This window comes from Bradyrhizobium sp. B097, from assembly GCF_038957035.1.
Lineage (GTDB): Bacteria > Pseudomonadota > Alphaproteobacteria > Rhizobiales > Xanthobacteraceae > Bradyrhizobium.
In genome coordinates, this window is sequence record NZ_CP152412.1 from 928,105 (window position 1) to 953,979 (window position 25,875).

General features: G+C 64.6%; 23 protein-coding genes, 1 tRNA gene and 1 pseudogene. 19 read left to right on the forward strand and 6 right to left on the reverse strand.

Annotated features, from left to right (window positions below; genetic code table 11):
• Positions 1-144 precede the first annotated feature (144 nt).
• The 6 genes from hisD (at position 145) to AAFG07_RS04310 (ending at position 4,052) form a co-directional block, all read left to right on the forward strand.
• Positions 145-1,440 (forward strand): histidinol dehydrogenase, encoded by a 1,296-nt coding sequence (gene hisD, locus AAFG07_RS04285; RefSeq protein WP_342726157.1) that lies wholly within the window; start codon positions 145-147, stop codon positions 1,438-1,440.
• Complete coding sequence (locus AAFG07_RS04290; RefSeq protein ID WP_092123128.1) at positions 1,437-1,943, forward strand: UPF0262 family protein; 507 nt, start codon at positions 1,437-1,439, stop codon at positions 1,941-1,943. The genes hisD and AAFG07_RS04290 overlap by 4 nt, the downstream gene beginning before the upstream one ends.
• A gap of 66 nt (positions 1,944-2,009) precedes the next feature.
• Positions 2,010-2,474: a low molecular weight phosphatase family protein gene (locus tag AAFG07_RS04295; protein ID WP_092123130.1), complete on the forward strand. Its 465-nt coding sequence runs from the start codon at positions 2,010-2,012 to the stop codon at positions 2,472-2,474.
• 195 nt (positions 2,475-2,669) lie between these two features.
• Entirely contained in the window at positions 2,670-3,299 is a 630-nt protein-coding gene (locus AAFG07_RS04300) for a Maf-like protein (RefSeq protein WP_092123132.1), read from the forward strand.
• 354 nt (positions 3,300-3,653) lie between these two features.
• On the forward strand, positions 3,654-3,836 hold the full coding sequence (gene yacG, locus AAFG07_RS04305) for a DNA gyrase inhibitor YacG (RefSeq protein WP_342726158.1): 183 nt from the start codon (positions 3,654-3,656) through the stop codon (positions 3,834-3,836).
• A gap of 140 nt (positions 3,837-3,976) precedes the next feature.
• Positions 3,977-4,052 (forward strand) — tRNA-Phe (locus tag AAFG07_RS04310).
• A gap of 470 nt (positions 4,053-4,522) precedes the next feature.
• On the opposite strand, the gene AAFG07_RS04315 is transcribed toward AAFG07_RS04310, so the two are convergent.
• Complete coding sequence (locus tag AAFG07_RS04315) at positions 4,523-4,780, reverse strand: recombinase family protein (RefSeq protein ID WP_342726159.1); 258 nt, start codon at positions 4,778-4,780, stop codon at positions 4,523-4,525.
• A 1,302-nt stretch (positions 4,781-6,082) separates the two neighbouring features.
• Between AAFG07_RS04315 and AAFG07_RS04320 the strand changes: the two genes are divergently transcribed.
• A complete protein-coding gene (locus AAFG07_RS04320) occupies positions 6,083-7,657 on the forward strand; it encodes a porin (RefSeq protein ID WP_342726160.1) in 1,575 nt (524 codons plus the stop codon).
• A 388-nt stretch (positions 7,658-8,045) separates the two neighbouring features.
• On the opposite strand, the pseudogene AAFG07_RS04325 reads toward AAFG07_RS04320, so the two are convergent.
• Positions 8,046-8,246 (reverse strand): annotated as a pseudogene (locus AAFG07_RS04325) (transposase); the annotation flags it as partial.
• A gap of 235 nt (positions 8,247-8,481) precedes the next feature.
• Between AAFG07_RS04325 and AAFG07_RS04330 the strand changes: the two are divergent.
• Positions 8,482-9,444, forward strand: a complete 963-nt coding sequence (locus AAFG07_RS04330; protein WP_342726161.1) for an alpha/beta hydrolase — start codon at positions 8,482-8,484, stop codon at positions 9,442-9,444.
• 553 nt (positions 9,445-9,997) lie between these two features.
• On the opposite strand, the gene AAFG07_RS04335 is transcribed toward AAFG07_RS04330, so the two are convergent.
• Entirely contained in the window at positions 9,998-11,230 is a 1,233-nt protein-coding gene (locus AAFG07_RS04335) for a hypothetical protein (protein WP_342726162.1), read from the reverse strand.
• A gap of 210 nt (positions 11,231-11,440) precedes the next feature.
• Between AAFG07_RS04335 and glf the strand changes: the two genes are divergently transcribed.
• From glf to AAFG07_RS04350, 3 genes are all read left to right on the forward strand, one after another.
• Entirely contained in the window at positions 11,441-12,682 is a 1,242-nt protein-coding gene (glf, locus tag AAFG07_RS04340) for a UDP-galactopyranose mutase (RefSeq protein ID WP_342726163.1), read from the forward strand.
• Positions 12,683-12,746: 64 nt separating this feature from the next.
• The gene (locus AAFG07_RS04345; protein WP_342726164.1) at positions 12,747-14,018 is read left to right on the forward strand and encodes a serine hydrolase domain-containing protein; all 1,272 of its coding nucleotides are present in this window, start codon (positions 12,747-12,749) and stop codon (positions 14,016-14,018) included.
• Between the two features lie 505 nt (positions 14,019-14,523).
• Positions 14,524-15,825 carry a sorbosone dehydrogenase family protein gene (locus AAFG07_RS04350; RefSeq protein WP_342726165.1) on the forward strand — a complete coding sequence of 434 codons (1,302 nt, stop codon included), beginning with the start codon at positions 14,524-14,526 and terminating at the stop codon, positions 15,823-15,825.
• A 12-nt stretch (positions 15,826-15,837) separates the two neighbouring features.
• On the opposite strand, the gene AAFG07_RS04355 is transcribed toward AAFG07_RS04350, so the two are convergent.
• Complete coding sequence (locus tag AAFG07_RS04355; protein ID WP_342726166.1) at positions 15,838-17,310, reverse strand: cytochrome c peroxidase; 1,473 nt, start codon at positions 17,308-17,310, stop codon at positions 15,838-15,840.
• A 273-nt stretch (positions 17,311-17,583) separates the two neighbouring features.
• Here AAFG07_RS04355 and AAFG07_RS04360 point away from each other — a divergent pair, with 273 nt between their 5' ends.
• Positions 17,584-17,910, forward strand: a complete 327-nt coding sequence (locus AAFG07_RS04360; RefSeq protein WP_141340053.1) for a metalloregulator ArsR/SmtB family transcription factor — start codon at positions 17,584-17,586, stop codon at positions 17,908-17,910.
• The gene (locus AAFG07_RS04365; protein WP_342726167.1) at positions 17,907-18,407 is read left to right on the forward strand and encodes an SRPBCC family protein; all 501 of its coding nucleotides are present in this window, start codon (positions 17,907-17,909) and stop codon (positions 18,405-18,407) included. The genes AAFG07_RS04360 and AAFG07_RS04365 overlap by 4 nt, the downstream gene beginning before the upstream one ends.
• Before the next feature lie 38 nt (positions 18,408-18,445).
• Here AAFG07_RS04365 and AAFG07_RS04370 read toward each other — a convergent pair whose 3' ends face one another.
• Entirely contained in the window at positions 18,446-19,318 is an 873-nt protein-coding gene (locus AAFG07_RS04370) for an alpha/beta hydrolase (protein ID WP_342726168.1), read from the reverse strand.
• A 48-nt stretch (positions 19,319-19,366) separates the two neighbouring features.
• Positions 19,367-20,056 (reverse strand): alpha/beta hydrolase, encoded by a 690-nt coding sequence (locus AAFG07_RS04375; RefSeq protein WP_342726169.1) that lies wholly within the window; start codon positions 20,054-20,056, stop codon positions 19,367-19,369.
• Between the two features lie 175 nt (positions 20,057-20,231).
• Between AAFG07_RS04375 and AAFG07_RS04380 the strand changes: the two genes are divergently transcribed.
• The 6 genes from AAFG07_RS04380 to AAFG07_RS04405 all read left to right on the forward strand — a co-directional run bounded on the left by AAFG07_RS04380 (position 20,232) and on the right by AAFG07_RS04405 (position 25,723).
• Complete coding sequence (locus AAFG07_RS04380) at positions 20,232-20,834, forward strand: ABATE domain-containing protein (RefSeq protein WP_342729051.1); 603 nt, start codon at positions 20,232-20,234, stop codon at positions 20,832-20,834.
• Positions 20,835-21,088: 254 nt separating this feature from the next.
• On the forward strand, positions 21,089-21,436 hold the full coding sequence (locus tag AAFG07_RS04385; protein ID WP_342726170.1) for a hypothetical protein: 348 nt from the start codon (positions 21,089-21,091) through the stop codon (positions 21,434-21,436).
• A 572-nt stretch (positions 21,437-22,008) separates the two neighbouring features.
• Positions 22,009-23,469, forward strand: coding sequence for a hypothetical protein (locus tag AAFG07_RS04390; RefSeq protein ID WP_342726171.1), 1,461 nt, complete (start codon positions 22,009-22,011; stop codon positions 23,467-23,469).
• Between the two features lie 23 nt (positions 23,470-23,492).
• Positions 23,493-24,290 (forward strand): ABC transporter permease, encoded by a 798-nt coding sequence (locus AAFG07_RS04395; RefSeq protein WP_342726172.1) that lies wholly within the window; start codon positions 23,493-23,495, stop codon positions 24,288-24,290.
• A 12-nt stretch (positions 24,291-24,302) separates the two neighbouring features.
• A complete protein-coding gene (locus AAFG07_RS04400; protein ID WP_342726173.1) occupies positions 24,303-25,130 on the forward strand; it encodes an ABC transporter ATP-binding protein in 828 nt (275 codons plus the stop codon).
• Positions 25,130-25,723, forward strand: coding sequence for an N-acetyltransferase (locus AAFG07_RS04405; protein WP_342726174.1), 594 nt, complete (start codon positions 25,130-25,132; stop codon positions 25,721-25,723). Before AAFG07_RS04400 ends, AAFG07_RS04405 begins: the two co-directional genes overlap by 1 nt.
• The last annotated feature ends 152 nt before the right edge of the window (positions 25,724-25,875 follow it).

Genomic DNA, 25,875 nt, shown 5'->3' on the forward strand with positions numbered 1-25,875 from the left:
CCCAACCCTCGGCAACCGCCATTTGTGGTTATGGGTCCCTGCTTTCGCAGGGACGACAGCAATTTCAACCTCCCTTGAAGGGTTGACGGCCATTATCCGCCGCGCCATTGAGCAGGGACCCGAATTCCTCTTCAGAAAGCCGCCATGCCCGTTCGCCTGGACCGACAGAGCGCAGATTTCGACCAGCGTTTCCGCGAATTCCTGGCGGCCAAGCGCGAGGTATCGGCCGATGTCGAGCGCGCCACCCGCGCCATCGTCGACGACGTGGCGGCCCGCGGCGATGCGGCGCTGCTCGAGGCGACCAAGAAGTTCGACCGCCTCGACATCGAGGCCGCCGGCCTGCGCATCACCGCCGCCGAGGTCGACGCCGCGGTTGCGGCCTGCGACGCCAAGACCGTCGAAGCGCTGACATTCGCGCGCGACCGGATCGAGACCTTTCACCGCCGCCAGCTGCCCAAGGACGAGCGTTTCACCGATGCTGCCGGCGTCGAGCTCGGCTGGCGCTGGAGCGCGGTCGATGCGGTCGGGCTTTACGTGCCCGGCGGCACGGCAGCCTATCCGTCCTCGGTGCTGATGAATGCGGTGCCGGCCCGGGTCGCCGGTGTGCCGCGGGTGGTGATGGTGGTGCCGGCGCCGGACGGCAAGCTCAACCCGCTGGTGCTCGCGGCCGCCCATCTCGGCGGCGTCTCCGAAATCTACCGCGTCGGCGGCGCCCAGGCGGTGGCCGCTTTGGCCTACGGCACGGCAACGATCGCGCCAGTGGCAAAAATCGTCGGCCCCGGCAACGCCTATGTCGCCGCGGCCAAGCGGCAGGTGTTCGGCAAGGTCGGCATCGACATGATCGCTGGCCCCTCCGAGGTGCTCGTGATCGCCGACGACACCGGCAATGCGGACTGGATCGCGGCCGATCTCCTGGCGCAGGCCGAGCACGACGTCAGCGCGCAGTCGATCCTGATCACCGACAGTGCGCGGCTCGCGGCCGATGTCGAGCGCGCGGTCGAGGCGCAGCTTGCGACGCTGCCGCGTGCAGCGATTGCGCGCGCCTCATGGGACGATTTTGGCGCCGTGATCATGGTGGCAAAGCTCGACGATGCGGTCGAGCTCGCCAATGCGATCGCGGCCGAGCATCTGGAGATCATGACCGCGGACGCCGAAGGCCTGTCGAAAAAGGTCCGCAACGCCGGGGCGATCTTCCTCGGGCCCCATACGCCCGAGGCGATCGGCGACTATGTCGGCGGCTCCAACCACGTGCTGCCGACCGCGCGCTCGGCGCGGTTCTCCTCGGGCCTCGGGGTGCTTGACTTCATGAAGCGAACCTCGATCCTGCGGTGCGGGCCGGATCAGCTTCGTGCGCTCGGTCCCGCCGCGATGACGCTCGGCCAGGCCGAGGGTCTCGACGCCCATTCACGTTCCGTCGGACTGCGCCTCAACCTCTCATGAACAAGCCACCAGACGACGAGGATTCCAACAATCGCATCGTCGCGGTGACGCTCGACGAGGAATCGATCGGCCGTTCCGGGCCCGACATCGAGCATGAGCGGGCAATCGCCATCTACGACCTGGTCGAGCAGAATCTGTTCGCTCCCGAAGGCGCAGCCGGGCCGGGGCCCTACACCCTGCATATCGCGATCACCGGCAACCGGCTGATGTTCGACATCAGGAAAGAGGACGGCGCGCCCGTGGTGGCGCATCTCTTGTCACTGACGCCGTTCCGCCGCGTCGTGAAGGACTACTTCATGATCTGCGACAGCTACTATCAGGCGATCCGTACCGCGACACCGGACAAGATCGAGGCGATCGACATGGGCCGCCGCGGCATTCATGACGAGGGCTCGCGCACGCTGCAGGAGCGGCTCAAGGGCAAGGTGCGCGTCGATTTCGAGACCGCGCGGCGGCTGTTCACGCTGATCACTGTGCTGCACTGGAAGGGTGAAGGCGCATGATCCCGATGATGATCGCCGCCTCGGCAGACGACGGGGGCGTACCCCGGTCGAAAAAAGCCTGATCGCATGGAAGCGCCGCGCGCGCGCTCCCCGCAGGCCGTGCTGTTCGCATGCGGGCACAACGCCGTGCGCTCGCCGATGGCCGAAAGCCTGCTGCAGCAGATGTTCCCGCAAGGCGTCTATGTCCGCTCCGCCGGCGTGAAGAAGGGCGAGCTCGATCCGTTCGCGGTCGCGGTGATGGCCGAGTTCGGCCAGGACATTTCCGGCCACAAGCCGCAGACCTTCGAGGAGCTCGAGGATTGGGAGGGGTTGAACTTCGACCTCATCATCACGCTGTCGCCCGAGGCGCACCACAAGGCGCTGGATCTGACCCGGACGCTCGCCGCCGCTGTCGAATACTGGCCGACCCCTGATCCGACCGGCACCAGCGGCAATCGCGAGCAGAAGCTCGCCGCCTATCGCGAGGTCTGCGACGGCCTGTTGCTGCGCATCCGCCGCCGCTTCACCAAGGCCGGCGTGGCGAACCTGTGAGGCTCCACGCAGGGACCCGCGTGTTCCGATTCGCAAGGTCCGCCGCTTGTCGCCAGACTGACAAACAGCTGTGCTTATGGGGCCTTGTCGCCCACGGGGAAGCGCGATTCGCGGCCGGTTCCAAGGTTGTGCATCGATGCCCCATCCGATAGGTTCCGCCCGCGTCCGTCCCCCCGATTCAGCCCAAAAGCCCGCATGCTAGGCCGTCCCAAATTCGTTCTTGCTTCCGGTTCGCCGCGGCGGCTGGCCCTGCTCAACCAGGCCGGCATCGAGCCCGACGCGCTGCGTCCAGCCGATGTCGACGAGACCCCGCGACGGGGCGAGTTGCCGCGCGCCTGCGCCAACCGCCTGGCGCGTGCGAAGGCGGACGCGGCGCTGAAGTCGGTGCAGCTCGACGACGATCTGCGCGGCTCCTTCATCATCTCCGCCGACACAGTGGTGGCGGTCGGCCGCCGCATTCTGCCGAAGGCCAATCTGGTCGACGAGGCCGCGCAGTGCCTGCGGCTGCTGTCGGGCCGCAACCACCGCGTCTACACCGCGATCTGCGTGGTGACGCCGCGCGAGGCGTTCCGCCAGCGCCTGGTCGAGACGCGCGTGCGCTTCAAGCGGCTCAGCGACGACGACATCCAGGCCTATATCGGCTCCGGCGAATGGCGCGGCAAAGCCGGCGGCTATGCCGTGCAGGGCATCGCCGGATCCTTCGTGGTCAAGATGGTCGGCTCCTACACCAACGTCGTCGGGCTGCCGCTCTACGAGACCGTGACTCTGCTCGGCGGCGAGGGCTTTCCGATCCGCCACGGCTGGCTCAACGCCGTCGCGGTGTGAGGTATCCACTTTCGTGCAGCGACGGCAGTCGATTGCCGGATGCGATAGCTCTTCCCAGGGGCGCGCTGCCAAAATATCGAAAACAACCCCATGCAAAGTAGCCGGCGAGTGCCGGCGTTCGGCGCGGCACCTTGACTCGTCGGGCAAATCAGCGGCATTCTTCCATTATCCAGAAATCGCGGAGACGCCCCTCGCTCCGAGGCTATCGCCGTTCACTTGTGGGCGAGGTCGCCGTCTCGGGCCACGAGGCCAAGCACCTGCGCGGCCGGCGAAGACGCATACGATTGCCCGATCCGCAAGCAGCGAGGGGGCGCAGCGGAACATGCGGCAGATGGTGTAAACTCCGTCCCAGCCATGACCGACCAAGCCCGAACACCCCCGGCCGCCCCGCGCGCCTGCCCGATCTGCGGCAAGCCTGCCCAGCAGGCCTTTCTCCCGTTCTGTTCGCCGCGCTGCCGCGACGTTGATCTCAACCGCTGGCTCAGCGGCCGCTATGTCGTCCCCGGTCGCGAGGACGACGTGGAGGACCCGGAATAGCCAAGATTTCCCAACAAGTTGGGGAAACAACGCCAGGCGGGCCCGCCGCGCCGAAGCCCTTGGCGAAGGCGGGTGGACACAGCGCCCCGACCTCTCTATAAACCGCCCGCTCGCTGCGGCCTTTTCGGGCCCGCGAGTATGCCCAGGTAGCTCAGTTGGTAGAGCATGCGACTGAAAATCGCAGTGTCGGTGGTTCGATCCCGCCCCTGGGCACCATTCCTGAACAGATTTACGAACCCGGCGCTTGGGTTGTCCCTCGGGTCCGAATGTGGACCGAATATTGTCGTTTGAGCCGACGATCCGGATCTTGTCCTCCGAAACGATGATCGCGTCTACAACACTCGCCAGGGAGGCCTTCCGCGCGGCGACGTCGCCCGAGGTGAGCTGCTCACGCATCAGGCGAGTGAACCGATCAATGGCGACCGGATCAATCTCGATCGGGGTCGCGCTGGATTTCTTGGGGCCTCGGCCGCCTTGTCCCTGCCTGCCCTCAGAGCAGGCACCCGCTCCCTTAGGGTCGGATCAATTCGCGCTCTCGTCCTTGTGGCGTCCCTGCTTGCAGGACTGAACACACTTGTAATAGGTGTAGATCTCGCGTGTCCGCGAGGTGCCGGTGGCCGTCGTCAGGGCGCGTGAGTTTTGGCAGTCGCAACGCACCAGGCCGCCCAACAGCGACGGCGCTGAGGTCAGACAGGTCCTCTGACCCTGGGCTGACGCGATGTCATGAGGGCCTGAACTTCATCGAAGACGGCACGGTCGATGATTGCCGGAATCTCATATTCGACGATTTCTGAGACGTCCTTGCGTTCGCCATCGCCCTTGCGGTTGAATTCGTTGAAGCGACGCACGCCCGTGTAGGCGACGCGAGTGAGGATTTCATGGATCGTGCCGGTGCCGAAGAGCGAGCCGTTCCTGGAGCGGTAGCCGTGCTGGTTCAGCCACATCGCATTTTCTTGATTCCGAGCGGGCCAAAATGCCGCTTCCTTGTTCGGGGCAGACTCTGAGGAGATGTCCTGCGCCCACGGCGCACAGAGCGACTGAGTGGTTCGCGGCGATCTAGTGTCAGTGCATTAGGCATCCACGGACCGCGATGTTCGCAGGCTGTAGCTTGCTAAAGTGGAATACGACGCCGCCTATCCTCAAGCCTTCACTGGTACGTTGAAGCCGGTCGGTACTTCATTTGATATCGATTGGTTCGTTTCAAATCGACTTTCGATAACGGCTGGGTAGAGGTCTCTTCGGTGGATAAGGCAAGGACATTTCCATCTCAAACAAGCAGCTCTCTCGGAGGGCAACGTTGGACGCCTGAGGAGGATGATCAACTCCTCGAGCTGGTGCGCCGCAAGCAAGAGTGGCCTGCTATTGCAACCACATTGAAGAGGACGTTCTCCAGCGTTCAGAATCGCTTTCGTTTCCTGAAGCACTCGCAAAGGCGTGCAGCGTCGATTGTTCTGGCCACGGCGACGAGAGCGGAGGATCCCGAGTCCGCCCCCGATTTGTCCTGCGGCGCTCTCGGTATCGCTGGACGCCGACATGTAGATTCCTTGTGGGAGGAAATTAGGCAGGAAGGAGTGCGGTCTAAACGACATGAGCCTTTAGTCCCGCACGATGAGGTTCGCGCGATGATTGGAGCTATTGTGAGAGAAGTTATGCTGTGTCGTCTCAACTCGGGGGGTGAGGCTTACGATCTCTCGCGGGCGCCCTCAGATTGGATGCGCCAGGAGCGAGAAAAAGTAGGTTGGTCTGGGTGCGGGCTGCTCCGAGGCTAGTGGATCTTTGCCAAAGCGAGGAATCAGCCGGTCAAACCTGACTACACAGTTCCCTTCCCTTGGGGGTAGTTGGGAGAACCGAAGCGGTTGCGCTGCGGCTTCGGCTTTTGCTTCTAATCGACAATAAAAGTCAAAAAAAATAATCATTATCAGTGCCTTACGGCGCATCCCGTTTGTAACGGGGCCGTGATCATTTCGCAACAGTGGCTTAAAAACAGCGCAAACGGCCCCAAACGCGAGCGGTCTTTTGTTGCGTGATCGGGGGCCTTCTGTCTCATATGGAACTGCGACGGAGGGGGGCATCCCAAGGTCGTCCCGTTTTAGGTGGTTCGCTTAAGTCCCTCGCGTTCATGCGGGTGTGTCCGAAGGCGCGAAGCGACTGAGCGGGGATTTAAGGGACAAAGGGAACCAACCTGAGGGTGTCTTACCCGGCGGATCCGGAACCTTCCCTGAGATAGAGCAACTTGGAGGTTTAACATGAAGATGGTTAAGAGCCTTATCCTCGGCTCGGCGGCGGCTCTCGCCGCGGTCGGCGGAGCTCAGGCGGCCGATCTTCCCGTCAAGGCCAAAGCGGTCGAGTACGTGAAGGTTTGCTCCCTGTATGGTCCCGGTTTCTACTACATCCCGGGCACCGATACCTGTATCAAGCTGGGTGGCTACCTGCGTATGGATGTTCTCGCGAACACCAACTCGGACAACACCGGCAACACCTCGGGTGCTGGCGGCGCACAGAACCGTTTCACCAACGGCTACACCTGGCGCTCTCGTGAAGACCTGAACATCGATACGCGCACGGCGACCGAATACGGTGTCGTCCGTACCTTCTTCGATGCGACGTTCTCGTGGACGTCGGACACCTACGCCGGACAGGGCACCGGCGCGACCGTTTACTCGCCGATCGGCACGGCTCAGGCTCCGAACAACGCCAACTCCGGCGCGGTTGCAGGCGGTACGGTCGGCGTCTACTACGCCTTCATCCAGTTCGCCGGCTTCACCATGGGTAAGGCGGTCTCGCAGTTCTCGGCTCCGTGGGCCAACTATCCGGGCAACAACTACGACGGTCTCGTCGGCGGCGGCGGTACGATCACTGGTGTGAACCAGTTCACCTACACCGCTCAGTTCGGCAACGGCGTGTCGCTGTCTCTGTCGGCTCAGGATCAGACCCAGTACTATCAGGCTGGTGTGGCCAATCTTGGCGCCCTCAGTCCTATTGGCGCCGCTATCGGCGCTACCGGTCCTTTCGGCGCGAGCGACTACGCTGGCACGGTTGCACCGGACTTCGTCGCGATGCTGCGCGTCGACCAAGCTTGGGGACTGTTCCAGGCGTCGTTCGCGGCGCATGACAACCACGCGGCCTACTACGGCGGCACTGAGTTGACCGGTCATCCGGACGACAAGTGGGGCTGGGCGGGTCAGTTGGCTCTGTCGATCAAGAACATCCCGACCGGACCTGGCGACACCATCAACATGCAGGGCGTGTATACGGACGGTGCGACCCGCTACAACATCCAGGACCTCGCCGGTAGCGCAGGTGCGAATACCATTTACGGTGGCACCAATCTGGCCGGCGCCTATCAGAGCGTAGCGTTCGGCATCGCGCCGGACTCGGTGTTCGCGACCGGAACACAACAGCAGTTGGTCAAGACGTGGGGCTTCCGCGGTGCATATGTGCACAACTGGAACCCGTACTGGAACACGTCGATCTACGGTGCCTATGCTGGTATTATGTACAACGACACGGCCAAGGTCCTGATCTGCGGTATTGGCGGCGTCGGTGGTTCGCTCCGGAGCGCACTTGCTCCCGCGGGCAGCGGAGCTGCTATCACGACCTGCAACCCCGACTACAACATTGCGCAGATCGGCACGCAGACCCAGTGGACCCCCGTCAAGAACCTGACCTTCTCGGCGGACTTCACCTACACCCATCTGGATCAGAAGGCCGCAGGTACAGTCGTGGCGCCCAGCACTCCGATTGGCAAGCCCGCAGCTTTGTACGAGCTGAAGGACCAGAATACGGTTCTCCTGATGCTCCGCGCTCAGCGCAACTGGTAATACCGGTTGGCCTGACTGCCATCTAATCGAGACCCCGGCGCCAAAACGCCGGGGTTTTGCTTTTGAGAGAACGATTGAGCGGCTCAAAATCCAGTTGAGGGTAAGACCGTTCAGCGGCCGCTTTCGCGACGACGGGGTGATCTGCGAGTCTGCCGGAGGGGCTGGATCGTTGGGCTTAGAATGCAAGCGCTCAGCTGATGCCCTGGCTTTGGATTAGATTAAATGTGCCAGAAGACCTCCGGCTTGAACCCGAGGTTTGGACCTAAATCGCCGGGGGGTTGTCCTTTTTTTGACGGAGCGCAATTGAGCGGCTCGAGATCACTTGAGGTAGGATTAGTAGACCTCGACGCTGACCTTGGGTCCACGGCCTATAGGGCGTGGACTCATTAGCACGCAGCCAAATTCGGATTGATGCGAGCTTGACGAACGCCAGATAGTTGGCGACGAGTTTGTCATATCGGGGTGCGACACGCCGACATTGCTTGATCTTGTTGAAGAACCGCGCGATCAAGTTCCGCGCGCGATACAGATACGGGCTGAAGCAGATCGGGTCTTTGCGATTTCGTTTTGGCGGAATGTTCGCCCATGCTGGCATAAGGGACATGGCCGGACTTGCGGCTGGCGCGGCCTCGTCGCGAATGACCCTTAGCCGACCTTGCGCCGATGCTGCCGGAGGCGCGGTGCGGGCTCGAAAACAAATTCGTAGAGCATGTCGTTTTGGCGGTCCGCCGTTCGACTGGGGGTCAGCGGAGCCACTTCGGTTGTGGCTGGAGCTCACAATGTGACTGATTAGCTATCAGATCAATGATCTTACGGGGTTGGCAATGACGATCTCGCATCGATTTATCGAGGCAAATGGCATTCGAATGCACTTGGCCGAAGCAGGGAGCGGCCCCGCCGTGCTTCTCTGCCATGGCTTTCCGGAGTGCTGGTATTCGTGGCGGCACCAATTGGAAGCGCTCGCTGCCGCCGGATATCGGGCCATCGCGCCCGACATGCGTGGTTACGGGCAGACGGACAAACCGGATGCGATCGATCAATACACTCTATTGCATTTGACCGGAGACATGGTCGGATTGCTCGACGCGATCGGTACGGATCAAGCAGTCGTTGTCGGACATGATTGGGGAGCGCCGGTCGCTTGGCGCTGTGCTCTGTTCAGACCGGATCGATTTAGGGCCGTCGTTGGCTTAAGCGTGCCGTTTCAGGTGCGTGGTCCCAACCGACCAAGCACCCTCATGCCGAGGACCGAAAAGCAGCGCTTCTATCAACTGTATTTCCAGACGCCGGGCGTTGCCGAGGCAGAACTCGAAAAGGACGTCCACAACGCAATCAAGACAACATTGTTTGCTCTATCCGGCGATGCGCCGGTTGAAGATCCTGCGTCGCTCACGATGCTTCCTATTGAGGGGGGGTGGCTTGATGGGAAGCCTACAACCCAATCATTGCCGACGTGGCTCACGGACAATGACATCGAATTTTACGTTGATGAGTTCAAGCGCACCGGCTTTGGAGGAGGTTTGAATTGGTATCGCAACATTGATCGGAACTGGGAACTGCTCGCACCATGGTCTGGCGCAAAGGTTCAGGTCCCGGCACTCTATATCGTTGGCGACCGAGACGGGGTTTACAGATCGCCGAGTTGGAGCCATCTCGTCCCTAGCCTGAAACAGTTCGTGCCCTTGCTTCGCGAGACAATAGTCTTGAAAGGTTGCGGTCATTGGACTCAGCAAGAGCGCGCCAAAGACGTAAACAATGCGCTCCTGGAATTCCTGAAACAGAACTGATGCACTGAGTCCGCTCATGGCCCATCGCGTCATTTCGCTGCGATGCAGAAGTTGATCGCTACCGGGGGATAGCGGACTCTCGCGAGCCGTCAGCTCGGCCGATTTATGGGTTCACGGCTAGCGAAGATTAATCGCGATCCCGCCCAGGCCTAGCGAAGCTTCGAAGCCCCCTTGAACTCCGCGCAATTCCAGGATGACGCCTCGCGCATTCTGTAGCCGCGCGACCTTGACGCCGCCCACAACTGCGATACCTGCGCCGGCTATGATTTGACCAAGTTGGCTGTAGCGGGGGACGATGCCCACGATCGGGCCTTTGAGCAGGTGACGTCCGTAGTGGGGATGATGCGGGAGCGGATGGCTCAAGGACAGGTACTCACCGATCAGCGAGCGCCTGCTAATCCGCTCGAGCGACTCGCACAATAGTCGACGCTGAGCGCCGCGGCGATGGCCAGTCCCGAGACAAACGCGCGGCGGTTCATGCTGGACCCGGTCGGTCGTGACGGGCCCACGGTAGCGCAGCCGGCGCGAGGCGGCCACGGAAATGGCGGTGCGATCAGGCCGCCTGTTTCGGCGTCCAGACGCCTGCCGGCACCGGTTCGGCCGGCAACAGACTGGCGCCGGCGGCGCCCGCGATCGACATCGTGATCTCGTGGATGTCCTGCACCGACCGCTGCATCGAGAAGCGCGGATAGAGCTCGCGCATCGTCGTGGCGGTCGCCGCCTGCGCCGCGGCCGGATCGGCCAGCACGGCCTCGACGGCGGCGGCGATGCTGGTCGTATCCTGGTTGAAGGTGAAGCGGGCGAGATACGGCATCTCCGCAGCCGAGAAGCGGTTGGCGTCGAACACCGGCACGGTGCCGGCGCCGAGCGCGAAGAACACCCGGTCGTGCAGCGACAGGTCGATATTGGGATTGAGCGAGACCGCGGCGAGATAGCTGCCGAGGCCTTCGCGCATCGCATCGAAGGTCATCGCGCCGAGCACGCGGGCCGGGCGTCCGCTGACGTCGAGATCGCTCCAGCCGCCGCCGATGAAATCGACCGGATAGTCGGCGAGCACCGCGCCCACCTCGCGCGTGCGCACCCCTCTGGTGTAGTTATCGAGCCGGGTCAGGATCACGTTGAACAGGTCGCCGCCCGGCTTCAGATAGACGAGATGCCGCTCGGCGACATCGACGATGATTTTTGGAAACGCGCCGCAGGTCTTGCCGCGCGCCTCGGCGATCGCATCGAACAGCAGCGCGAACAGCTTTGGCGGCATCGTCTTGCGCCAGCCGCGCTCGAGCGCCAGCGGATTCCAGCCGGACTTGGCGAAGATCAGCCGGCCGTTGCGCTGCTCGGGCGGCAGGCCGCCGAAGAAGCCGGGATCGGGGATGCCCATATGGGTCGCGAACACGGCGCCGTTGGCACCCAGATGATCGCGGTTGAACGCGGCGTGGTCCGGGAACACGTAGCCATGCGCGGCATAGCGGCTCTCGAGTCCGTGCCGCTTGGCAAAATAGCAGGGGTGATCGCAGAACCAGGTGAAGACGGGGATCTGGGCGACGTCCCAGAACAGCCTGCCGTCCTTGGTGTGGATATCGAGCCCGATGCCGGAGAAGCCGAGCGCCATCGTCTCGGTCTTCCGCGGCAAGAGCGCATTGAGCCGGGCCGAGAAATCCGGCGCCAGCAGGTCGAGCATCTTGACCTCATGCCCGAGCCGGTCGAGCTCGGCGGCGGCCATCGCAAGGATACCGCGCAGCGAATCATAGGTCGTGTTGCTGGAATACAGGACGCAGATTACGGACATGGGGCCCCCGCGCATGATGCTGTTGCTGCGCGCGCGGACAAATCCACCGCCTCGCATGCTTCTCGTTCAACGGCCGAGCCGGCTGTTCCGGGCACGGAATTATCATGGCCTTAACCAAAATCTTCGCCGGAAGTCTGCCGCAGCGCCGTTGAAGCTCCGTCGAGATGTCGCGGCGGCCCATCGCCCGGGCCCGCGCGGGGCGGGGGCCACATGCAGCTTGAGTGCTTCGACGTCGTCGTGGTGGGCGCTGGCTTCTTCGGCGCCGTGATCGCCGAGCAGGTGGCGAATGGGCTCGGCCGCTCGGTCTGCGTGCTCGACCGCCGTCCGCATATCGGCGGCAACGCCTATTCGGAAGTCGATTCCGACAGCGGTGTCGAGGTGCACCGCTACGGCACGCATATCTTCCACACCAATTCCGAGACCGTCTGGCGCTATCTGCACCGCTTCACCGAATTCGCCGACTACCGTCACCGCGTCTTCACGGTGGCGAACGGCCGCGTCTATTCGATGCCGATCAACCTTGCGACGGTGTGCGCCGCGTTCGGCCGCATCATGTCGCCGGACCAGGCGCGCGCCGTGATCGCGGCCGAGGCGGCGGCGCATGGCGCCGCCGGGAGGCATGGTGCCTCCGGGATCGGCAATCTCGAGGACAAGGCGATCGCCTCGGTCGGCCGCACGCTCTACGATCTCCTGATCCGCGGCTATACGCAGAAGCAGTGGCAGACCGATCCGCGCGAGCTCTCGGCCGATATCATCGGCCGCCTGCCGGTGCGCTTCACCTTCGATGATCGCTACTTCGCCGACCGCTACGAGGGCATGCCGCTCGACGGCTACACCGCGATCTTCCGCCGGATGCTCGATCATCCGGGGATCGCGGTGCAACTCGGTGTCGACTATTTCGACGTCGCTGACCGCATCACGCCCCGCCAGCTCGTGATCTATACCGGCCCGATCGACCGCTTCTTCGGCTATGCCTGCGGCCATCTCGGCTGGCGCACCGTCGACTTCGCGCGCGAGGTCCATGACGTCGCCGATTTCCAGGGCGCCGCCGTCATCAACTATGCCGACGCCGAGGTGCCGTTCACCCGCATCCACGAGTTCAGGCATCTGCATCCGGAGCGCGCGCATGCTGCGGCGCGGACCACGATCTACCGCGAATATTCCCGCTTCGCCGGCCGCACCGACGAGCCGTATTATCCGATCAACACCGCCGCCGACCGCGCGATGCTCGCGTCCTATCACGCCATGACGGCGTCGCATCCGAACGTCGTCTTCGGCGGCCGGCTCGGCTCCTACAAATATCTCGACATGCACCAGGCGATCGGCGCCGCACTGAAGACGTTTGAGCACGAGGTCGAGCCGTTCTTCGCTGCAGGCGACGTCACGGCGGGAGACATGCGCCCCGGCGACACCGCCGCGCGCCGCGACGCCTTGTCGCCTCTGCCGGCGTGATCTAATTCTGCCGGAGCGGGCAGCGAATTCATAACAATCGCCCGCGGTCCCTGGTGAGGAAACAATGAGAACGTTCGCCATTGCCGCGGCTGCCGCCGCCACATGTCTTGCCGTCAACATCGCCCACGCCGCGCCGCCGCTGCCGGAAGCTTCGGCGCATCAGGCCGGTTTCTCGGATCAGGGGCTGGCGCGGCTCGACGATTTCTTTGCGCGCGAGATTGCGGCCAAGCGCGTGCCCGGCGCTGTGGTGGCGATCGCGCGCGACGGCAAGCTCGTGCACTACAAGGCCTATGGCCAGCTCGATCCGGTCAAGGGCACGCCGATGCCGATCGATGCGGTGTTCGCGCTGGCCTCGATGACCAAGCCGATGGCGGCGGTTGCGGGGTTGACGCTGATGGAGCAGGGCCGGTTGCCGCTGCAGGCCAAGGTTGCCGAGTTCTATCCGGCGTTTGCCGACATGAAGGTCGGCGTGCAGCAGGCCGACGGCTCGCTGACGATGGAGCCGCAGGCCCGGCCGATATTCGTCCACGATCTCTATCGCCACACCTCGGGCCTGATGTATGGCGGCCGGCCCGACAGCTCGAGCGCGCTGGCGCGGCTCTATCCCGACGGCACGGCGCCCGCGGTCGAAGGCGACACGGCGGCCTTCATCGACCGCATCACCAAGCTGCCTCTGGTGCATCAGCCCGGCACCGAGTTCGAATACGGCTTCTCGATCGACGTGCTCGGTGCCGTCGTCGAGAAGGTTTCCGGCCAGCGGCTCGGCGACTATCTCTCGGCCAATGTCTGGAAACCGCTCGGCATGAAGGAAGCGACGTTCCACCCGACCGACGCCCAGCGCGCGCGTCTGGCGCATCCGTTCCCCAACGACCCGCTCACCGGCAAGCCGCAAGCCATCAAGCTGCTCGACACGCCGACCAAGTTCGACTGCGGCGGCGCCTGCTCGTTCGCGACCGTCGGCGACTATGTCCGCTTCGGACAGATGCTGCTCAATGGCGGCGAGCTCGACGGCAAGCGCATCCTCAGCCCCAATACGGTGCGCCTCATGACGTCGAACCATCTCGGGCCCGAGATCAAGAACAACGTCGCCGCGGTCGAGCCGCATCGCGGCGGCTTCGGCTTCGGGTTGGCGGTCGCGGTGCGGACCAGCGAGGGGCTGTCGTCGGTGCCCGGCAATCCCGGCGAGTTCACCTGGAACGGTGCCTACGGCACGCAGTTCTTCTGCGATCCGAAGGAGCGCCTCGTCGTGGTGGTCGGAACCGCAGCTCCCGGCGAGCTGCGCAAATATTATCGCGAGAACGTGCAGGACATCGTCTACGGCGCGATGGTGAGGTGAGCCGCATCGTTGCGGCGTCAATCATAGCGGCTGACGAATAGCAAAAGGCCCATCGCTCAAGCCGAGCGATGGGCCTTCAGATTTGCGTGGGCTACCACTGCCGATAGACGCCGGTCAGCGTGCCGTTGTTGTTGCCCTCGGGACCGGCGTCGCTCGTGATCATGTTTTGGTGAGAGTTGTTCGCACCCTGAACGGCCGGCGCCGTCGCTGTGCCCGGTCCAATGCATCTGGTGCTGGGCCGCTATGCGTTTCCGGCTATAACGCCCCGCAGCCGGCCGCGCCCGCAGTGCTTCGAAAAGCCGGACGCTTCGTAAAAGGAAGCCCGCCGACCGGGGCGGGCAAGGTCTCAGGGAGGAAAACGCTCTGACAAGGGAGCGTACGGCCAGTCTCCCCGATTCGATGGCGGATGCGAAGATCGTATAACTACTGTCATCAGGGTCGGCATTATGCGAATGCTGCTGCGGCCCGAGGCCGGCGGGCAAGGCGAATCTAACAGGGGAAGTTCATGAGCACGTCTGGAGTTTTTGCCCGCGTCGTCGCGGCGATCGGGGCCGGCGCCGTGGCGTGGCGGCGGATGCAGGGCGCCGAGCCCGCACCGGCCTGGGGCAGCGCGCCGCAAATCCCGGCGGCGAAGTCGCAGGGCGCGATCCCGACGCTGAAGATGCCGACCGCACGGGGCTGGGACAAGGGCCAGCTTCCGACCGCAGCAGCAGGGCTCAAGGTTAACGCCTTTGCCGCCGGGCTCGATCATCCGCGCTGGATCAACGTGCTGCCGAACGGCGATGTCCTGATCGCGGAGGCGACGCAAATCTCGGGAACGCCGCGCAGTGTCTTCCACTACGCGATGCAGGCGACGATGCGCCGCGCCGCCGCGCTCGGCGTCAGCGCCAACCGCATCACGCTGCTGCGCGACCGCGATGGCGACGGCGTCGCCGAAAGCCGCGGTGCCTTCATGGAGGGGCTGCGCCAGCCGTTCGGCATGGCACTGATCGGCGACACCTTCTATGTCGGCAACACCGACGGCGTGGTCGCGTTTCCCTACACCGCGGGCGCGGATCGCATCACGGCGGAGGGACGCAAGCTCGTCACCTTCAAGCCCGACGGGCACTGGACGCGCAGCCTGCTGCCGAGTGCCGACGGCAAGAAGCTCTATGCCGGCGTCGGCTCGCTCAGCAACATCGCCGAGAACGGCATGAGGGTCGAGGAAGGCCGTGCCGCGATCTATGAGCTCGATCTCGCCGCCGGCACCAGCCGCATCTTCGCCGGCGGCCTGCGCAACCCGGTCGGGCTCGCATGGGAGCCGACCACCAATGTGCTTTGGACCGTCGTCAATGAGCGCGACGGCATCGGCGACGAGACGCCGCCGGACTACCTGACCTCGGTGCGCGACGGCGGCTTCTATGGCTGGCCCTATTGCTACTGGGGCAAGACGGTGGACGATCGCGTGCCGCAGGATCCGGCGATGGTCGCCAAGGCGATCCAGCCGGACTACGCGCTCGGCGGCCACACTGCATCGCTCGGCCTGTGCTGGATGCCCCAGGGCACGCTGCCGGGTTTCCCCGACGGCATGGCGATCGGCCAGCACGGCTCGTGGAATCGCTCGACGCTGTCGGGCTACAAGGTGGTGTTCGTGCCGTTCACGAACGGCCGTCCCTCGGGTCCGGCGCGCGACATCCTGTCGGGCTTCCTCGCGCCCGACGAGAAGGTGTCGTATGGCCGCCCGGTCGGCGTCGCGCTTGGCCCCGACGGCTCGCTGCTGGTGGCCGACGATGTCGGCAACGTGATCTGGCGCGTGACGGGGGCGTAGGCGGCAGGCGAGCTAGTTCTTCGCCGGCGTGTACCCGTCCGTCAGCGTTTGCATGAACGCGACCAGCGCATCTTCCTCCTGGTCGGTGAGGCCGAGATGGCCGGTCTTGCTGGTGTTCATGTTGTCGGTGGTCTCCGGCGCCGGCCAGCAGCCGGTGCCTTCGCGCGTATCGTGTACGGCGCAACGCGGCAGCACGTCACGCGTGTTGTAGAAGTGGACGATCTCTTTCAGGCTCTTGAAGTAGCCGTTATGGCCGTAGGCCTTGACGAAATCGGGCGATGGCCGCTTGTCGACATTGCGCAGCGTGGGCACCCGAAATCGGCCGCGGGTCTGCGGCGCCAGCGGCTTCCAGCGCGCGTCGACTGCGGAGGGTTGACTGAGCGGATGACCGTTCGCCAGGAAGGCGCCAACTCCGCCATCGACGAACGCAGTGCCATCCTTGTTCGCGACATAGCCGCGATCATCAGGCGTGTTTTCCACGTAATACGGTAGCTCCGGGTTCGCCGGCGTCCCGATGTTGCTGGCGGTGAAGTCGGTAAACAGTGGATCTTCTCCGGGGCCGCCGTCGCGATGACATTCGTTGCACCGGCCCTTGCCGCGGAAGACCTCGTATCCCTGCTGCTCCAGCGGAGTGAAGGTGGCTTTTCCGGCCTGCACCGCATCGTATTTCGAGGAAAACGCCGTGACCTCATGCGAGGCTTCGTAGCCTGTGATCGACTGCGCCATCTGGTCGAAGGTGCTTGCCGCGCGGCCGCGATCCAGATTGCCGAGATGCACCGGAAGCGGATCGCTGGCGGATGGTGGTCCGGGCGTGTCGCAGACTGTCTCAACGTCGGCCGGCCAGTCGATCGCGAACGCCTGTGCGCCCCAAATGGCCTCGAACAAGCCGCGATAGGGGCGCTGCGAGGCGCGATACACCGCGCAGGCGATGTCGGGCAGGCCCATCTCGACCGGATTGGTCGGCGGGCCTTCGGCCTGCTCGGCGGCGGGATTACCGAGGCGCCGTCCGGTCGCGCGCATGTCCCAGAAATTGCCGCCGACCAGGTCGCCCTGACCTTCGTTGTAGTGCAGGACCGGTGCCAGCGGCGCGTAGGTGTGGGTCTGTGGCTTGCGTTCGCTGAAGCGGGTGCGGACGGAGCCGGGATAGGAGCCCGTGGTGCGGTTGATCTCCGAGATCGGTCCAGTGAATCCGGTCTCCGGCGCATGGCAGAAGGCACAGGCTTCGTTGCGATTCACCGACAGTTGCTTGTCGAACAGCAGCAACTTGCCGAGCAACTCGATCTGCTGCACCTGATTGTCGGGAACGGCCGCGAGGCGCGTCAGGGTGTCGGCCTCGATGCGGTCGATCGCGGCTTCGACGCGGGCGATGTCGGCCAGCGTTGCCGGTGACAGCGGCCCGGCGCCATCGCGCGCAAGCAGGATCGGAATTGCCGAGCACGTTGCCGCGACCGCAACGGCAGTCCCGGCAAGAATCCGAAAGCTCATTTCGTATCCCCCAGAAATTCACGATGGAGCCTTCGCGCGTTGTCGGAGCAGGACCGGCAGCGTGCAAGTCACGTCTGCGGCATTCAAATGGGTTCTTGATCGGCTATTCGTAGCGCGACCGGGTCAGGACGTATCTGCCGTGTAAGCTGCTCCCGCTTCCCGCCAAGGCGCGGCTTCGATCGGAGCCGCGCCGTTTCATTTTCGCCCGATCCGTTAGCCTTGACTTACCGTAAGCACAGACTTACGATAATTTCGACAACGGACGATACGATCATGATCAGCGCAGAACGCGCGCTCGACGCGCTGGGAGACCCGACCCGCCGCCTGGTGTTCAAGCGGCTGCGCGAGGGCAATCGATCGGTGCAGGAGATCGCCGACGGCCTCAAGGTGAGCCGTCCGGCGGTCTCGCAGCATCTTCGGGTACTCAAGGATGCGGGCCTCGCCGTGGTGCGGATCGAAGGCACGCGGCGGCTCTACGCCATCGACACTCGCGGGCTGGAAAGCCTGCGCGGCTGGCTCGACGGATTCTGGGACAAGACACTCACTGCGTTCAAGCAAGCGGCCGAACGCGAAGCCGCAAAAGAGAGGAGATCCCGATGACGACGCAAGCGACCTCCGACAGTTACGATCCCTACAGCGTCCGCAAGGTGATGAATGTCGAGGCGCCGCCGGCGGTGGCTTGGCGTGTCTTCACCGACCAGATGGGCACGTGGTGGCCGCTCGCGCATTACAAGATCGGCAAGACCAACGCGGTCGATGCGATCATCGAGCCGCACGTCGGCGGCCGCTGGTACGAGCGCGGCGACGACGGCAGCACCTGCGACTGGGGCAGCGTGCTGCTCTGGGAGCCGCCGTCGCGCCTCGTGCTGTCGTGGGACATCACGGCGGACTGGCAGTACGATCGGAACCTGAAGACCGAGATCGAGGTGCGCTTCGTCGCCGACGGCAAGGACGCCACCCGCGTCGAGCTGGAGCATCGCAAGCTCGACCGTTACGGCGCCCGCGCCGCCGAGATGCGCCGCGTGTTCGATACCGAAGGCGATTGGGGCCGGCTGCTGGCGATGTTCGCGGCGCGCGCCGCGCAGGGGCCGCAGTAGGCGGCCGCGCCGGCTCAGCTTACGCCGTCAAGCAGCGGCTAGCGTCGGCGCGTGAGTCTGCGGCTCAGGAACTCGCGGATGGCTTGCGCGATCTCGGCGACATGGGTTTCCAGCGCGAAGTGGCCGGTGTCGAGGAATTTGACCTCCGCCTTCGGATTGTCGCGCTTGAACGCTTCAGCGCCCGGCGGCAGGAAGAACGGATCGTTCCTGCCCCACACCGCGAGGAACGGCGGCTGATGGGTGCGGAAGTAGGTCTGGAAGGCCGGGTAGAGCGCGACGTTGCTCTTGTAGTCGCCGAACAGATCGAGCTGCACGTCATGGGCGCCGGGCCGCGTCATGTAGTAATTGTCGAGGTTCTGGCCGTCCGGCGACACGGCTTGCGGATCCGACGTGCCATGGGTGTACTGCCAGCGCGTGGTGTCCGGCGTCAGGAAGGCGCGCAGCGCGTCGCGGTTCGCCGGCGACGGGTCTTGCCAATAGGCCTTGATCGGGGTCCAGCCGTCGCTGAGGCCTTCCTCATAGGCGTTGCCGTTCTGCGAGATGATCGCGGTGATCCGTTCCGGATGTTTCACCGCCAGGCGGAAGCCGGTCGGCGCGCCGTAGTCGAACACATAGACCGCGAAGCGGTCGAAGCCGATCACCTCGGTGAAGCGATCGATCACGCCGGCGATGCTGTCGAACGTGTAAGCGAACTTGTCGCGCGGCGGCATGTCGGACTGGCCGAAGCCGGGGAGATCAGGCGCCACGATGTGGAACTTGTCCGCGAGCAGCGGGATCAGATCACGGAACATGTGTCCCGCGCTCGGGAAGCCGTGCAGCAGCAGCAGTTTTGGCGCGCCAGGCGAACCGGCTTCGCGGTAGAACACCTTGAAGCCGTCGACATCGGCCGTGCGATACTTGATCTCGGACATCTGTCACTCCTGTGGTCGTGATCGTGGGGAAGGTTAGGATTTGGTCTGCTAGGCAAGCGCGCCGATCGCTTCCCGGATGAAGTCGGCCACGAGCTTTGGTGCCGTCACGATCGGGGTGTGATCGACGGCATGTGAACGGACGGCAGCCTTCATCCGCGCCGCCATGCTGCGCTGAGTCTCGGGCGCGATCATCCGATCCTCCTCGGCAACCAGGAACCAGCTCGGGACATCCTTCCAGAGCGGGCGGCCGACCGGCACGGTGATGCAGGCTGGCGAGATCGGCCGCTGCACGGCGGCGAGCACCGCGAGGTCCTCGGCGCGTGCGCCTTGCGCGAAGGCCGATGCGAAGGCGGGCTCGGGCAGCCAGATCAGGCCGTTCGCGTCAGGTGCGAGCTTGGGCGCGAACGGATGCGGCGGTGCGCGATAGAACACATCGGCCACCGTCTCGCCCTCGTCCGGCGCCAGCGCCGCGACATAGACCAGCGCCTTGACGCGCGGCGAGCGGGTCTCGGCGATCACAGCGCCGGCATAGGCATGGCCCGCCAGCACGACCGGTCCCTCGATGCGGTCCAGCGTGCGGTTCAGCGCGGCGACGTCGTCGGCGAGCGACGTCAGCGGCAACGGTGCCGCCACCGCGGTGATGCCGTCGGCGTCGAGCGCGGTGATCACCCGCGCCCAGCTCGACCCGTCGGCCCATGCGCCATGAGCGAGCACCACGCTGACATCCTTGTTCGACATCTTGAGCTCCCTTGTTTCAGGCGGAACTGTCAGTAACCTCTAGAATGGCATTTGACAGGTTACGGCGCTTATGATCCAGTGTTCGTAACTTGTCAACAGGCTTTTATCAGGTTATTTGCGGCGAGATCGAATAAGCCGCCAGGAGGGCGTCACCGTGCAATCCCACCCGCCCGCGATGTTCATCGCCGATAGCCTCGGTCTCGATTTCATCAATTCGATCGCGACCCCGGTCGATACCCCGGTCGACTGGATCGCCGATGGGGGCGGCCTGTTGCGCTGGCTCGCGCAGGCAAAGCTGGTGCCGTCAGATGTGGTCGACGAGCTGAAGGCGCGCGCGGCACCGGGCGACCTCGACCGCGTCGCCGGTCAGGCGCGCGATCTGCGCGAATGGTTCCGCGGCTTCGTCCGCAAGCATATGGGCCGGCCGCTGACGCCGCGGGCGCTTAAGGAGTTGGAGCCGCTGAACCGGCTGCTCGAAAGCGATCAAGCGTTCAGCCGCATCGTGCCGCATCGTCACGATGATCATGACGGTTTCGCGCTGGAGCGGACGCGACGCTGGCGCTCGGCCGAAACGCTGCTGCTGCCGATCGGCGAGGCGATGGCCAAGGTGGTCTGCGAGGAAAGCTTTTCCGACATCAAGGCGTGCGAGGGCCCGGCCTGCACGCTGATGTTTGCCGATCACACGCGGGCGCGTGCGCGCCGATGGTGCAGCATGGCGGTCTGCGGCAACCGCGCCAAGCAGGCCGCGCATCGCAGCCGGATCAAGGACAGGGGCTGAGACCAGAGCACGCTTCGGTTCGACGTCGCCGGCCAGCTGATCCTCCGTCATGGCGCGAAAGGTAACGGCTCCTGACGGATCGCGCGCCTAACGGGAACTCAGAAATGCCTCCAGGCCCGATCGCTCGGAAGCGCGTAAAACCGGAATGAAATCCATAGCGGTTCTCAACCATGCCCCTTGAGCCTTCCTCAACTTCCCCGGCCGATGCTTCGCCTGCCGCACAGGACGGACCAGGATCGACAAGGAGCTTGAGCATGCCGGCCAAAGGACGAGCGACCGCGACCAATGCCACCGCGCAATCGCGCGAGGATATCCTGAACGCGCGGGCCATCAGCACGCTGGGCGCCGGCGTCGTCAACGCGATGAGTGCGGTCGGCGCCGCCGTCATCAAGAAGCACAAGCCGGCGCTCGGCAAGAGCCCGGATTGGTTCTGGCACGTGTTCGCGAAATGCGAGGCCAAGGCTGCACGCGTCGCCGAGCAGGCTGCGCGCGATCCGGAGGCCTGTGGCGATGCCACCTTCATCGAGGTCTATGCCGCGCAATTGCCGAAGCTGATGGCAACCGCGCTCGATAGCCACGACAAGGCGCTCAAGGCGAAGTGAGGTCGCGTCGAGAGGAGGCTGTCAACGGCGATCGTGCCGTTGTCGTTCCCCCGCTCTCTCAATTGCGTTGCTGCGCAGGGCAGCCATGCGCCTGAAACCATAACCCGCCGCCGTTCGTAACCAACGGGTGGCAGAAGTCCGCGCCCGCGGGCTTCCGGATTCTTCAATCCAAGGCGGTGGATGGTGAAGCACCTTATTTCCGATGAAGAAAAGTGTGAGGCGTGCAACGGGACCGGCTTTCCAGCGGTGAAGCAGCCGGGCGAGCCGGGACGGAAGATTTATCCCGAGCCCTGCAAGAAATGCGGCGGCAAGGGGCGGATCAGGAAGGCGACGTGGGGCAAGTAGCGGCCTGAAGCAATCAGCCTTGTAGTCTCGTAAGGCGGGTTAGGCGAAGCCGTAACCCGCCATTGCTCCATCGCACCGCGTTGCGGTGGGTTACCAACCCGCCCTACGTTGCTGCGGCGATCGGGGTGCGAGCGCGTGTGAGGCGCGTCACGGCGGCCACGCGCGCCGCGAGCCATTGATAGCGCCATGAACGGGCGGTCCTCCCGTCAATCATGGAGCTGAAGATTATGTCCTCCCTTGCGATCAGCGTTTCCGATGACGGCCTTGCTCTGGTGCCGGAGCATGATCAAGCCGCCGCGTCCCTCGTTCCCGCCGATGCCGCCGGCGCGCCGCAGCGCCAGTTCTGGGAGACCGAGCACACCCGTCCGGATTTCCAGCCCGCCAACGAGGCAGCACCCGAGCTGGTCGCAGCCACCGCGAACTATCTCGGCGAATGCATGCGGCATCCCTATCTGCCGGTGTCGGAAATCCGCGCGCGGCAGTTCGCCCGCATCAAGGAGCTGGTCGAACTCGCCTACCGCGACATTCCGGTCTACCGCGCCAAGTATGATGCTGCCGGCTTCAAGCCGGAGCATCTGCGCGACTATGACGACATCCAGAAGATCCCGGTTATCACCAAGCCCGAGCTGGTCGCGGCCTTCCCGGAGCAGTGCGTCAACAAGAAGTACAAGCCGGAAAACCTGTTTCCGACGCGCTCGTCGGGCTCGTCCGGCCAGACGTTGCTGATCCGCGTCGACTATGACGCCGTGATCACCGACACCATCCAGGGCGTCCGCCAGTTCGCGATGCAGAGCGGCGGCAATTATCGGCCTGAGGATCTGCTCGCCCATGTCTACACCGTGCCGTGGTGGTTCGATTCGATCGGCGGCGACTATCCGACCGCCTTCATCTCGAACCTGATCCCGCCGGCGCGCGTCGCCCAGCATCTGCGCTATCTCGGGCCGAAGATCCTCTCGCTCTATCCGTCGAGCCTCGATGCGTTGATGCCGCATGTCGACGAGTTCCGCTCTTCGCTCAATCTCGCGGTGACGCATTCGGAATATTCCTCGCGCACTGCTCGTGCGGAATGGTCGCGCCAGCTCGGCGTGCCCGTGCTCGACGAATATTCCTCCGAGGAGGCGACGCGGATCGCGCTCGAGATGCCCGACGGCCAGTATCACGTCTGCGAGGACACCGTGCATCTCGACGTGCTCGACCCCGTCACGATGCAGCCGCAGGCTGCCGGTCAGTCCGGCATCGCCGTGATCACCAATTTGCTCAACGAGGCAATGCCGTTCATCCGCTACGTGCAGGGCGACTACATCACGCAGCCGGCCAACCCTGCGCCGTCGGATATCAACTGGTCGCAGATCGCCAGCATCGACGGCCGGCTCAATGACGCCTTCGTCAACCGCGACGGCCGCAAGGTGCCGGCCGGCAGCATCCTGGATGCGACCTATCGCTGGATGTTCGACTGCAACCTGCATCTGGCGCAGTTCGAGATCGTGCAGCGCGGCGTCGACCTCGTCGAGGCGCGCGTCGTGCTCGGCCAGGATACGCCGATGTCACGGCTGCACGGCTCAGTCGCGCATCTCGAGGATCTGCTCGCAGCCTGCCTCGAGCATCCGGTCCGGGTGCAGGCCAACGCGCTGCTCGCGTTTCCGCCCAAGGTCGGCAAGCGCCGCCCGATCCGCCGCGAGATCGATTAATGCCAGCCGCACGGGTGGATGCCATGACACAGTCATTGAACCGCATCGCCGCCATGACGGCGCGTTATTACTACATCCTGCGCTCGTCATGGCTGCGGCTGCTCGAGATCATCTACTGGCCGGCGATGCAGATGCTGGTGTGGGGTTTCCTCTACACCTACCTCTATCAAAGCAAGTCGGCGATGGCCTCGACCGCCGGCCTGCTGCTCGGCGCCGTCCTGCTCTGGGACGTGCTGTTTCGCGGCCAGCTCGGCTTCACCTTCACCTTCCTGGAGGAGATCTGGTCGCGCAACCTCGCCAACCTGATGATGAGCCCGTTGCAGCCGTTCGAGCTTGCGGCCTCGCTGATGCTGATGAGCCTGATCCGGCTGGTGATCGGCACGTTGCCGGTGACATTGCTGACGCTGCTGCTGTTCGGCTTCAACGTCTATGCGATGGGGCCGGGGTTGATCGCGTTCTTCCTCAACCTCGTGCTGACCAGCTGGGCGATCGGGCTCGTCGTCGCCGGCCTCGTGATCCGCCAGGGCCTCGGCGCCGAAAGCCTCGCTTACTCGATCATGATCGTGCTGCTGCCGCTGTGCTGCGTCTACTATCCGGTCGAGGCGCTGCCTCTCTGGCTGCATCCGGTCGCCTGGTCGCTGACGCCGACCTATGTGTTCGAGGGCATGCGCGCCGTGCTGCTCGACGGCACCTTCCGCACCGACCTGATGATCGAAGGCCTCGCGCTCAATGCCGTCTATCTCGGCTTGGGCTTCGCCACATTCGTCGCCTTGTTGCAGAGCGCCCGCCACAAGGGCGGCCTGCTCACCATGGGCGAGTAAGGGGAGATATCCATGAGCCGCATCGAACGTTTTTTGCCCCGCAGACATTTGACACCGGTGTCGCCAAACACCACGCCCGCGCAGGACAACGCGCCTGTGAGCCTCGGTATCGATGAGGCGCCGGCCATCGCGGTCGAGGACCTCTGCAAGAAGTACCGCACCCATTGGGCCGTCGACGACGTGAACTTCAACGTGCCGAAGGGCTGGACCGTCGGCCTGCTCGGCGGCAACGGCGCCGGCAAGACCACCACCATCGCCATGATCATGGGCCTGGTGGTTCCAAGCTTCGGCCGCGCCATGGTGCTCGGTCACGACATGGCGACCGAGCGTCACAAGGTGCTCAGCCGGATGAATTTCGAAAGCCCCTATGTCGCGTTGCCCGGGCGGCTCACCGTGCGGCAGAACCTGACGGTGTTCGGCCGGCTCTATGGCGTCGCCAATCTCAAGGCGCGGATCGAGGAACTGATCGAGGACTTCGAGCTCGGCGACGTGCTCGACCGCGTCACCGGGCGGCTCTCGGCCGGGCAGAAGACCCGCGTCGCCGTCGCCAAGGCGCTGATCAACGAGCCGGACGTGCTGTTGCTCGACGAGCCGACCGCATCGCTCGATCCTGACCGTGCCGAGTGGGTGCGCAGCCGGCTGCGCGCCTATCAAAAGCGCCGCGGCGCCACCATCCTGCTGTCCTCGCACAACATGACCGAGGTCGAGCAGCTCTGCGACTTCGTCGTCATCATGAGCCGCGGCCGCGTCGTCGCGATGGGGCGTCCGGGCGAACTCGCCGAGCGCTTCAAGTGCCGGGACCTTGACGAGGTCTTCATCTATCTGGCGAGGGTCGCGTGATGCCGCTGCTTGGTTCCCCGAGCCGCGAACCGATCGCGATCCGCCGGGAGCGCCGTTCCGACGTGGCGGCGCGCGAAGCCCTGCTCGATGCCGCGTTTGGCCCGGGCCGCTTCGCCAAGACCTCGGAGCGGCTGCGCGAGGGGCGCAAGCCGGCGCGCGGCCTTGCCCTGGTCGCGCGGCGCGGCGGGCGGCTGGTCGGCACATTAAGGCTGTGGCCGGTCGTGACCGGCACCGGTCACGCCTGCCTGCTGCTCGGCCCGCTCGCGGTGGCGGCGGATGCGCGATGTCTCGGCATCGGCGCCGCCCTGATGCGGCAGGCCTTGCGGCGGGCGCAGCGGCTCGGCCACCGCGCCGTCATCCTGGTCGGCGATGCAGCCTATTATGACCGCTTCGGCTTCTCGGCGGCGCAGACCGGCGCGTTCCGCATGCCCGGCCCGTATCAGCGCGATCGCCTTTTGGCCTGCGAACTCGTGCCAGACGCGTTGCGCGGGGCGGGCGGCCTGATTGTCGCAGCCAGCCGGCCGCGATCGCGGTTGTCCGGATTGGTGGACAGGATCGCCGGCGGCCAGGCCCCGCTCGGACAGCCGGCCTGATCCGGCACCTTTTCCGGCTTGGGGGGTCTTGGGGGCATGGCGGTTTGGTTGTTCTTGGCGTAAAGCAGCCCAAATCGTCATGCGGCTGTGCCGCCTGCCGGGTACGCAGCCTCAGGTCGTCCTGCTCGACGTTCTGCACCCGGACCAATCAA

Bases quoted from the DNA above. Each gene is read 5' to 3' on its own strand.
- AAFG07_RS04315 (WP_342726159.1), bottom strand. From the start codon at position 4,780: ATGTGGCTGAACCAGCACGGCTACCGCTCCAGGAACGGCTCGCTCTTC.
- AAFG07_RS04300 (WP_092123132.1), top strand. From the start codon at position 2,670: ATGCTAGGCCGTCCCAAATTCGTTCTTGCTTCCGGTTCGCCGCGGCGG.
- AAFG07_RS04380 (WP_342729051.1), top strand. From the start codon at position 20,232: ATGTTCATCGCCGATAGCCTCGGTCTCGATTTCATCAATTCGATCGCG.
- AAFG07_RS04290 (WP_092123128.1), top strand. From the start codon at position 1,437: ATGAACAAGCCACCAGACGACGAGGATTCCAACAATCGCATCGTCGCG.
- AAFG07_RS04295 (WP_092123130.1), top strand. From the start codon at position 2,010: ATGGAAGCGCCGCGCGCGCGCTCCCCGCAGGCCGTGCTGTTCGCATGC.
- AAFG07_RS04345 (WP_342726164.1), top strand. From the start codon at position 12,747: ATGAGAACGTTCGCCATTGCCGCGGCTGCCGCCGCCACATGTCTTGCC.
- AAFG07_RS04375 (WP_342726169.1), bottom strand. From the start codon at position 20,056: ATGTCGAACAAGGATGTCAGCGTGGTGCTCGCTCATGGCGCATGGGCC.
- AAFG07_RS04355 (WP_342726166.1), bottom strand. From the start codon at position 17,310: ATGAGCTTTCGGATTCTTGCCGGGACTGCCGTTGCGGTCGCGGCAACG.
- AAFG07_RS04335 (WP_342726162.1), bottom strand. From the start codon at position 11,230: ATGTCCGTAATCTGCGTCCTGTATTCCAGCAACACGACCTATGATTCG.
- AAFG07_RS04360 (WP_141340053.1), top strand. From the start codon at position 17,584: ATGATCAGCGCAGAACGCGCGCTCGACGCGCTGGGAGACCCGACCCGC.
- AAFG07_RS04400 (WP_342726173.1), top strand. From the start codon at position 24,303: ATGAGCCGCATCGAACGTTTTTTGCCCCGCAGACATTTGACACCGGTG.
- AAFG07_RS04395 (WP_342726172.1), top strand. From the start codon at position 23,493: ATGACACAGTCATTGAACCGCATCGCCGCCATGACGGCGCGTTATTAC.
- yacG (WP_342726158.1), top strand. From the start codon at position 3,654: ATGACCGACCAAGCCCGAACACCCCCGGCCGCCCCGCGCGCCTGCCCG.
- AAFG07_RS04330 (WP_342726161.1), top strand. From the start codon at position 8,482: ATGACGATCTCGCATCGATTTATCGAGGCAAATGGCATTCGAATGCAC.
- AAFG07_RS04390 (WP_342726171.1), top strand. From the start codon at position 22,009: ATGTCCTCCCTTGCGATCAGCGTTTCCGATGACGGCCTTGCTCTGGTG.
- AAFG07_RS04350 (WP_342726165.1), top strand. From the start codon at position 14,524: ATGAGCACGTCTGGAGTTTTTGCCCGCGTCGTCGCGGCGATCGGGGCC.
- hisD (WP_342726157.1), top strand. From the start codon at position 145: ATGCCCGTTCGCCTGGACCGACAGAGCGCAGATTTCGACCAGCGTTTC.
- AAFG07_RS04385 (WP_342726170.1), top strand. From the start codon at position 21,089: ATGCCGGCCAAAGGACGAGCGACCGCGACCAATGCCACCGCGCAATCG.
- AAFG07_RS04370 (WP_342726168.1), bottom strand. From the start codon at position 19,318: ATGTCCGAGATCAAGTATCGCACGGCCGATGTCGACGGCTTCAAGGTG.
- AAFG07_RS04320 (WP_342726160.1), top strand. From the start codon at position 6,083: ATGAAGATGGTTAAGAGCCTTATCCTCGGCTCGGCGGCGGCTCTCGCC.
- AAFG07_RS04405 (WP_342726174.1), top strand. From the start codon at position 25,130: ATGCCGCTGCTTGGTTCCCCGAGCCGCGAACCGATCGCGATCCGCCGG.
- glf (WP_342726163.1), top strand. From the start codon at position 11,441: ATGCAGCTTGAGTGCTTCGACGTCGTCGTGGTGGGCGCTGGCTTCTTC.
- AAFG07_RS04365 (WP_342726167.1), top strand. From the start codon at position 17,907: ATGACGACGCAAGCGACCTCCGACAGTTACGATCCCTACAGCGTCCGC.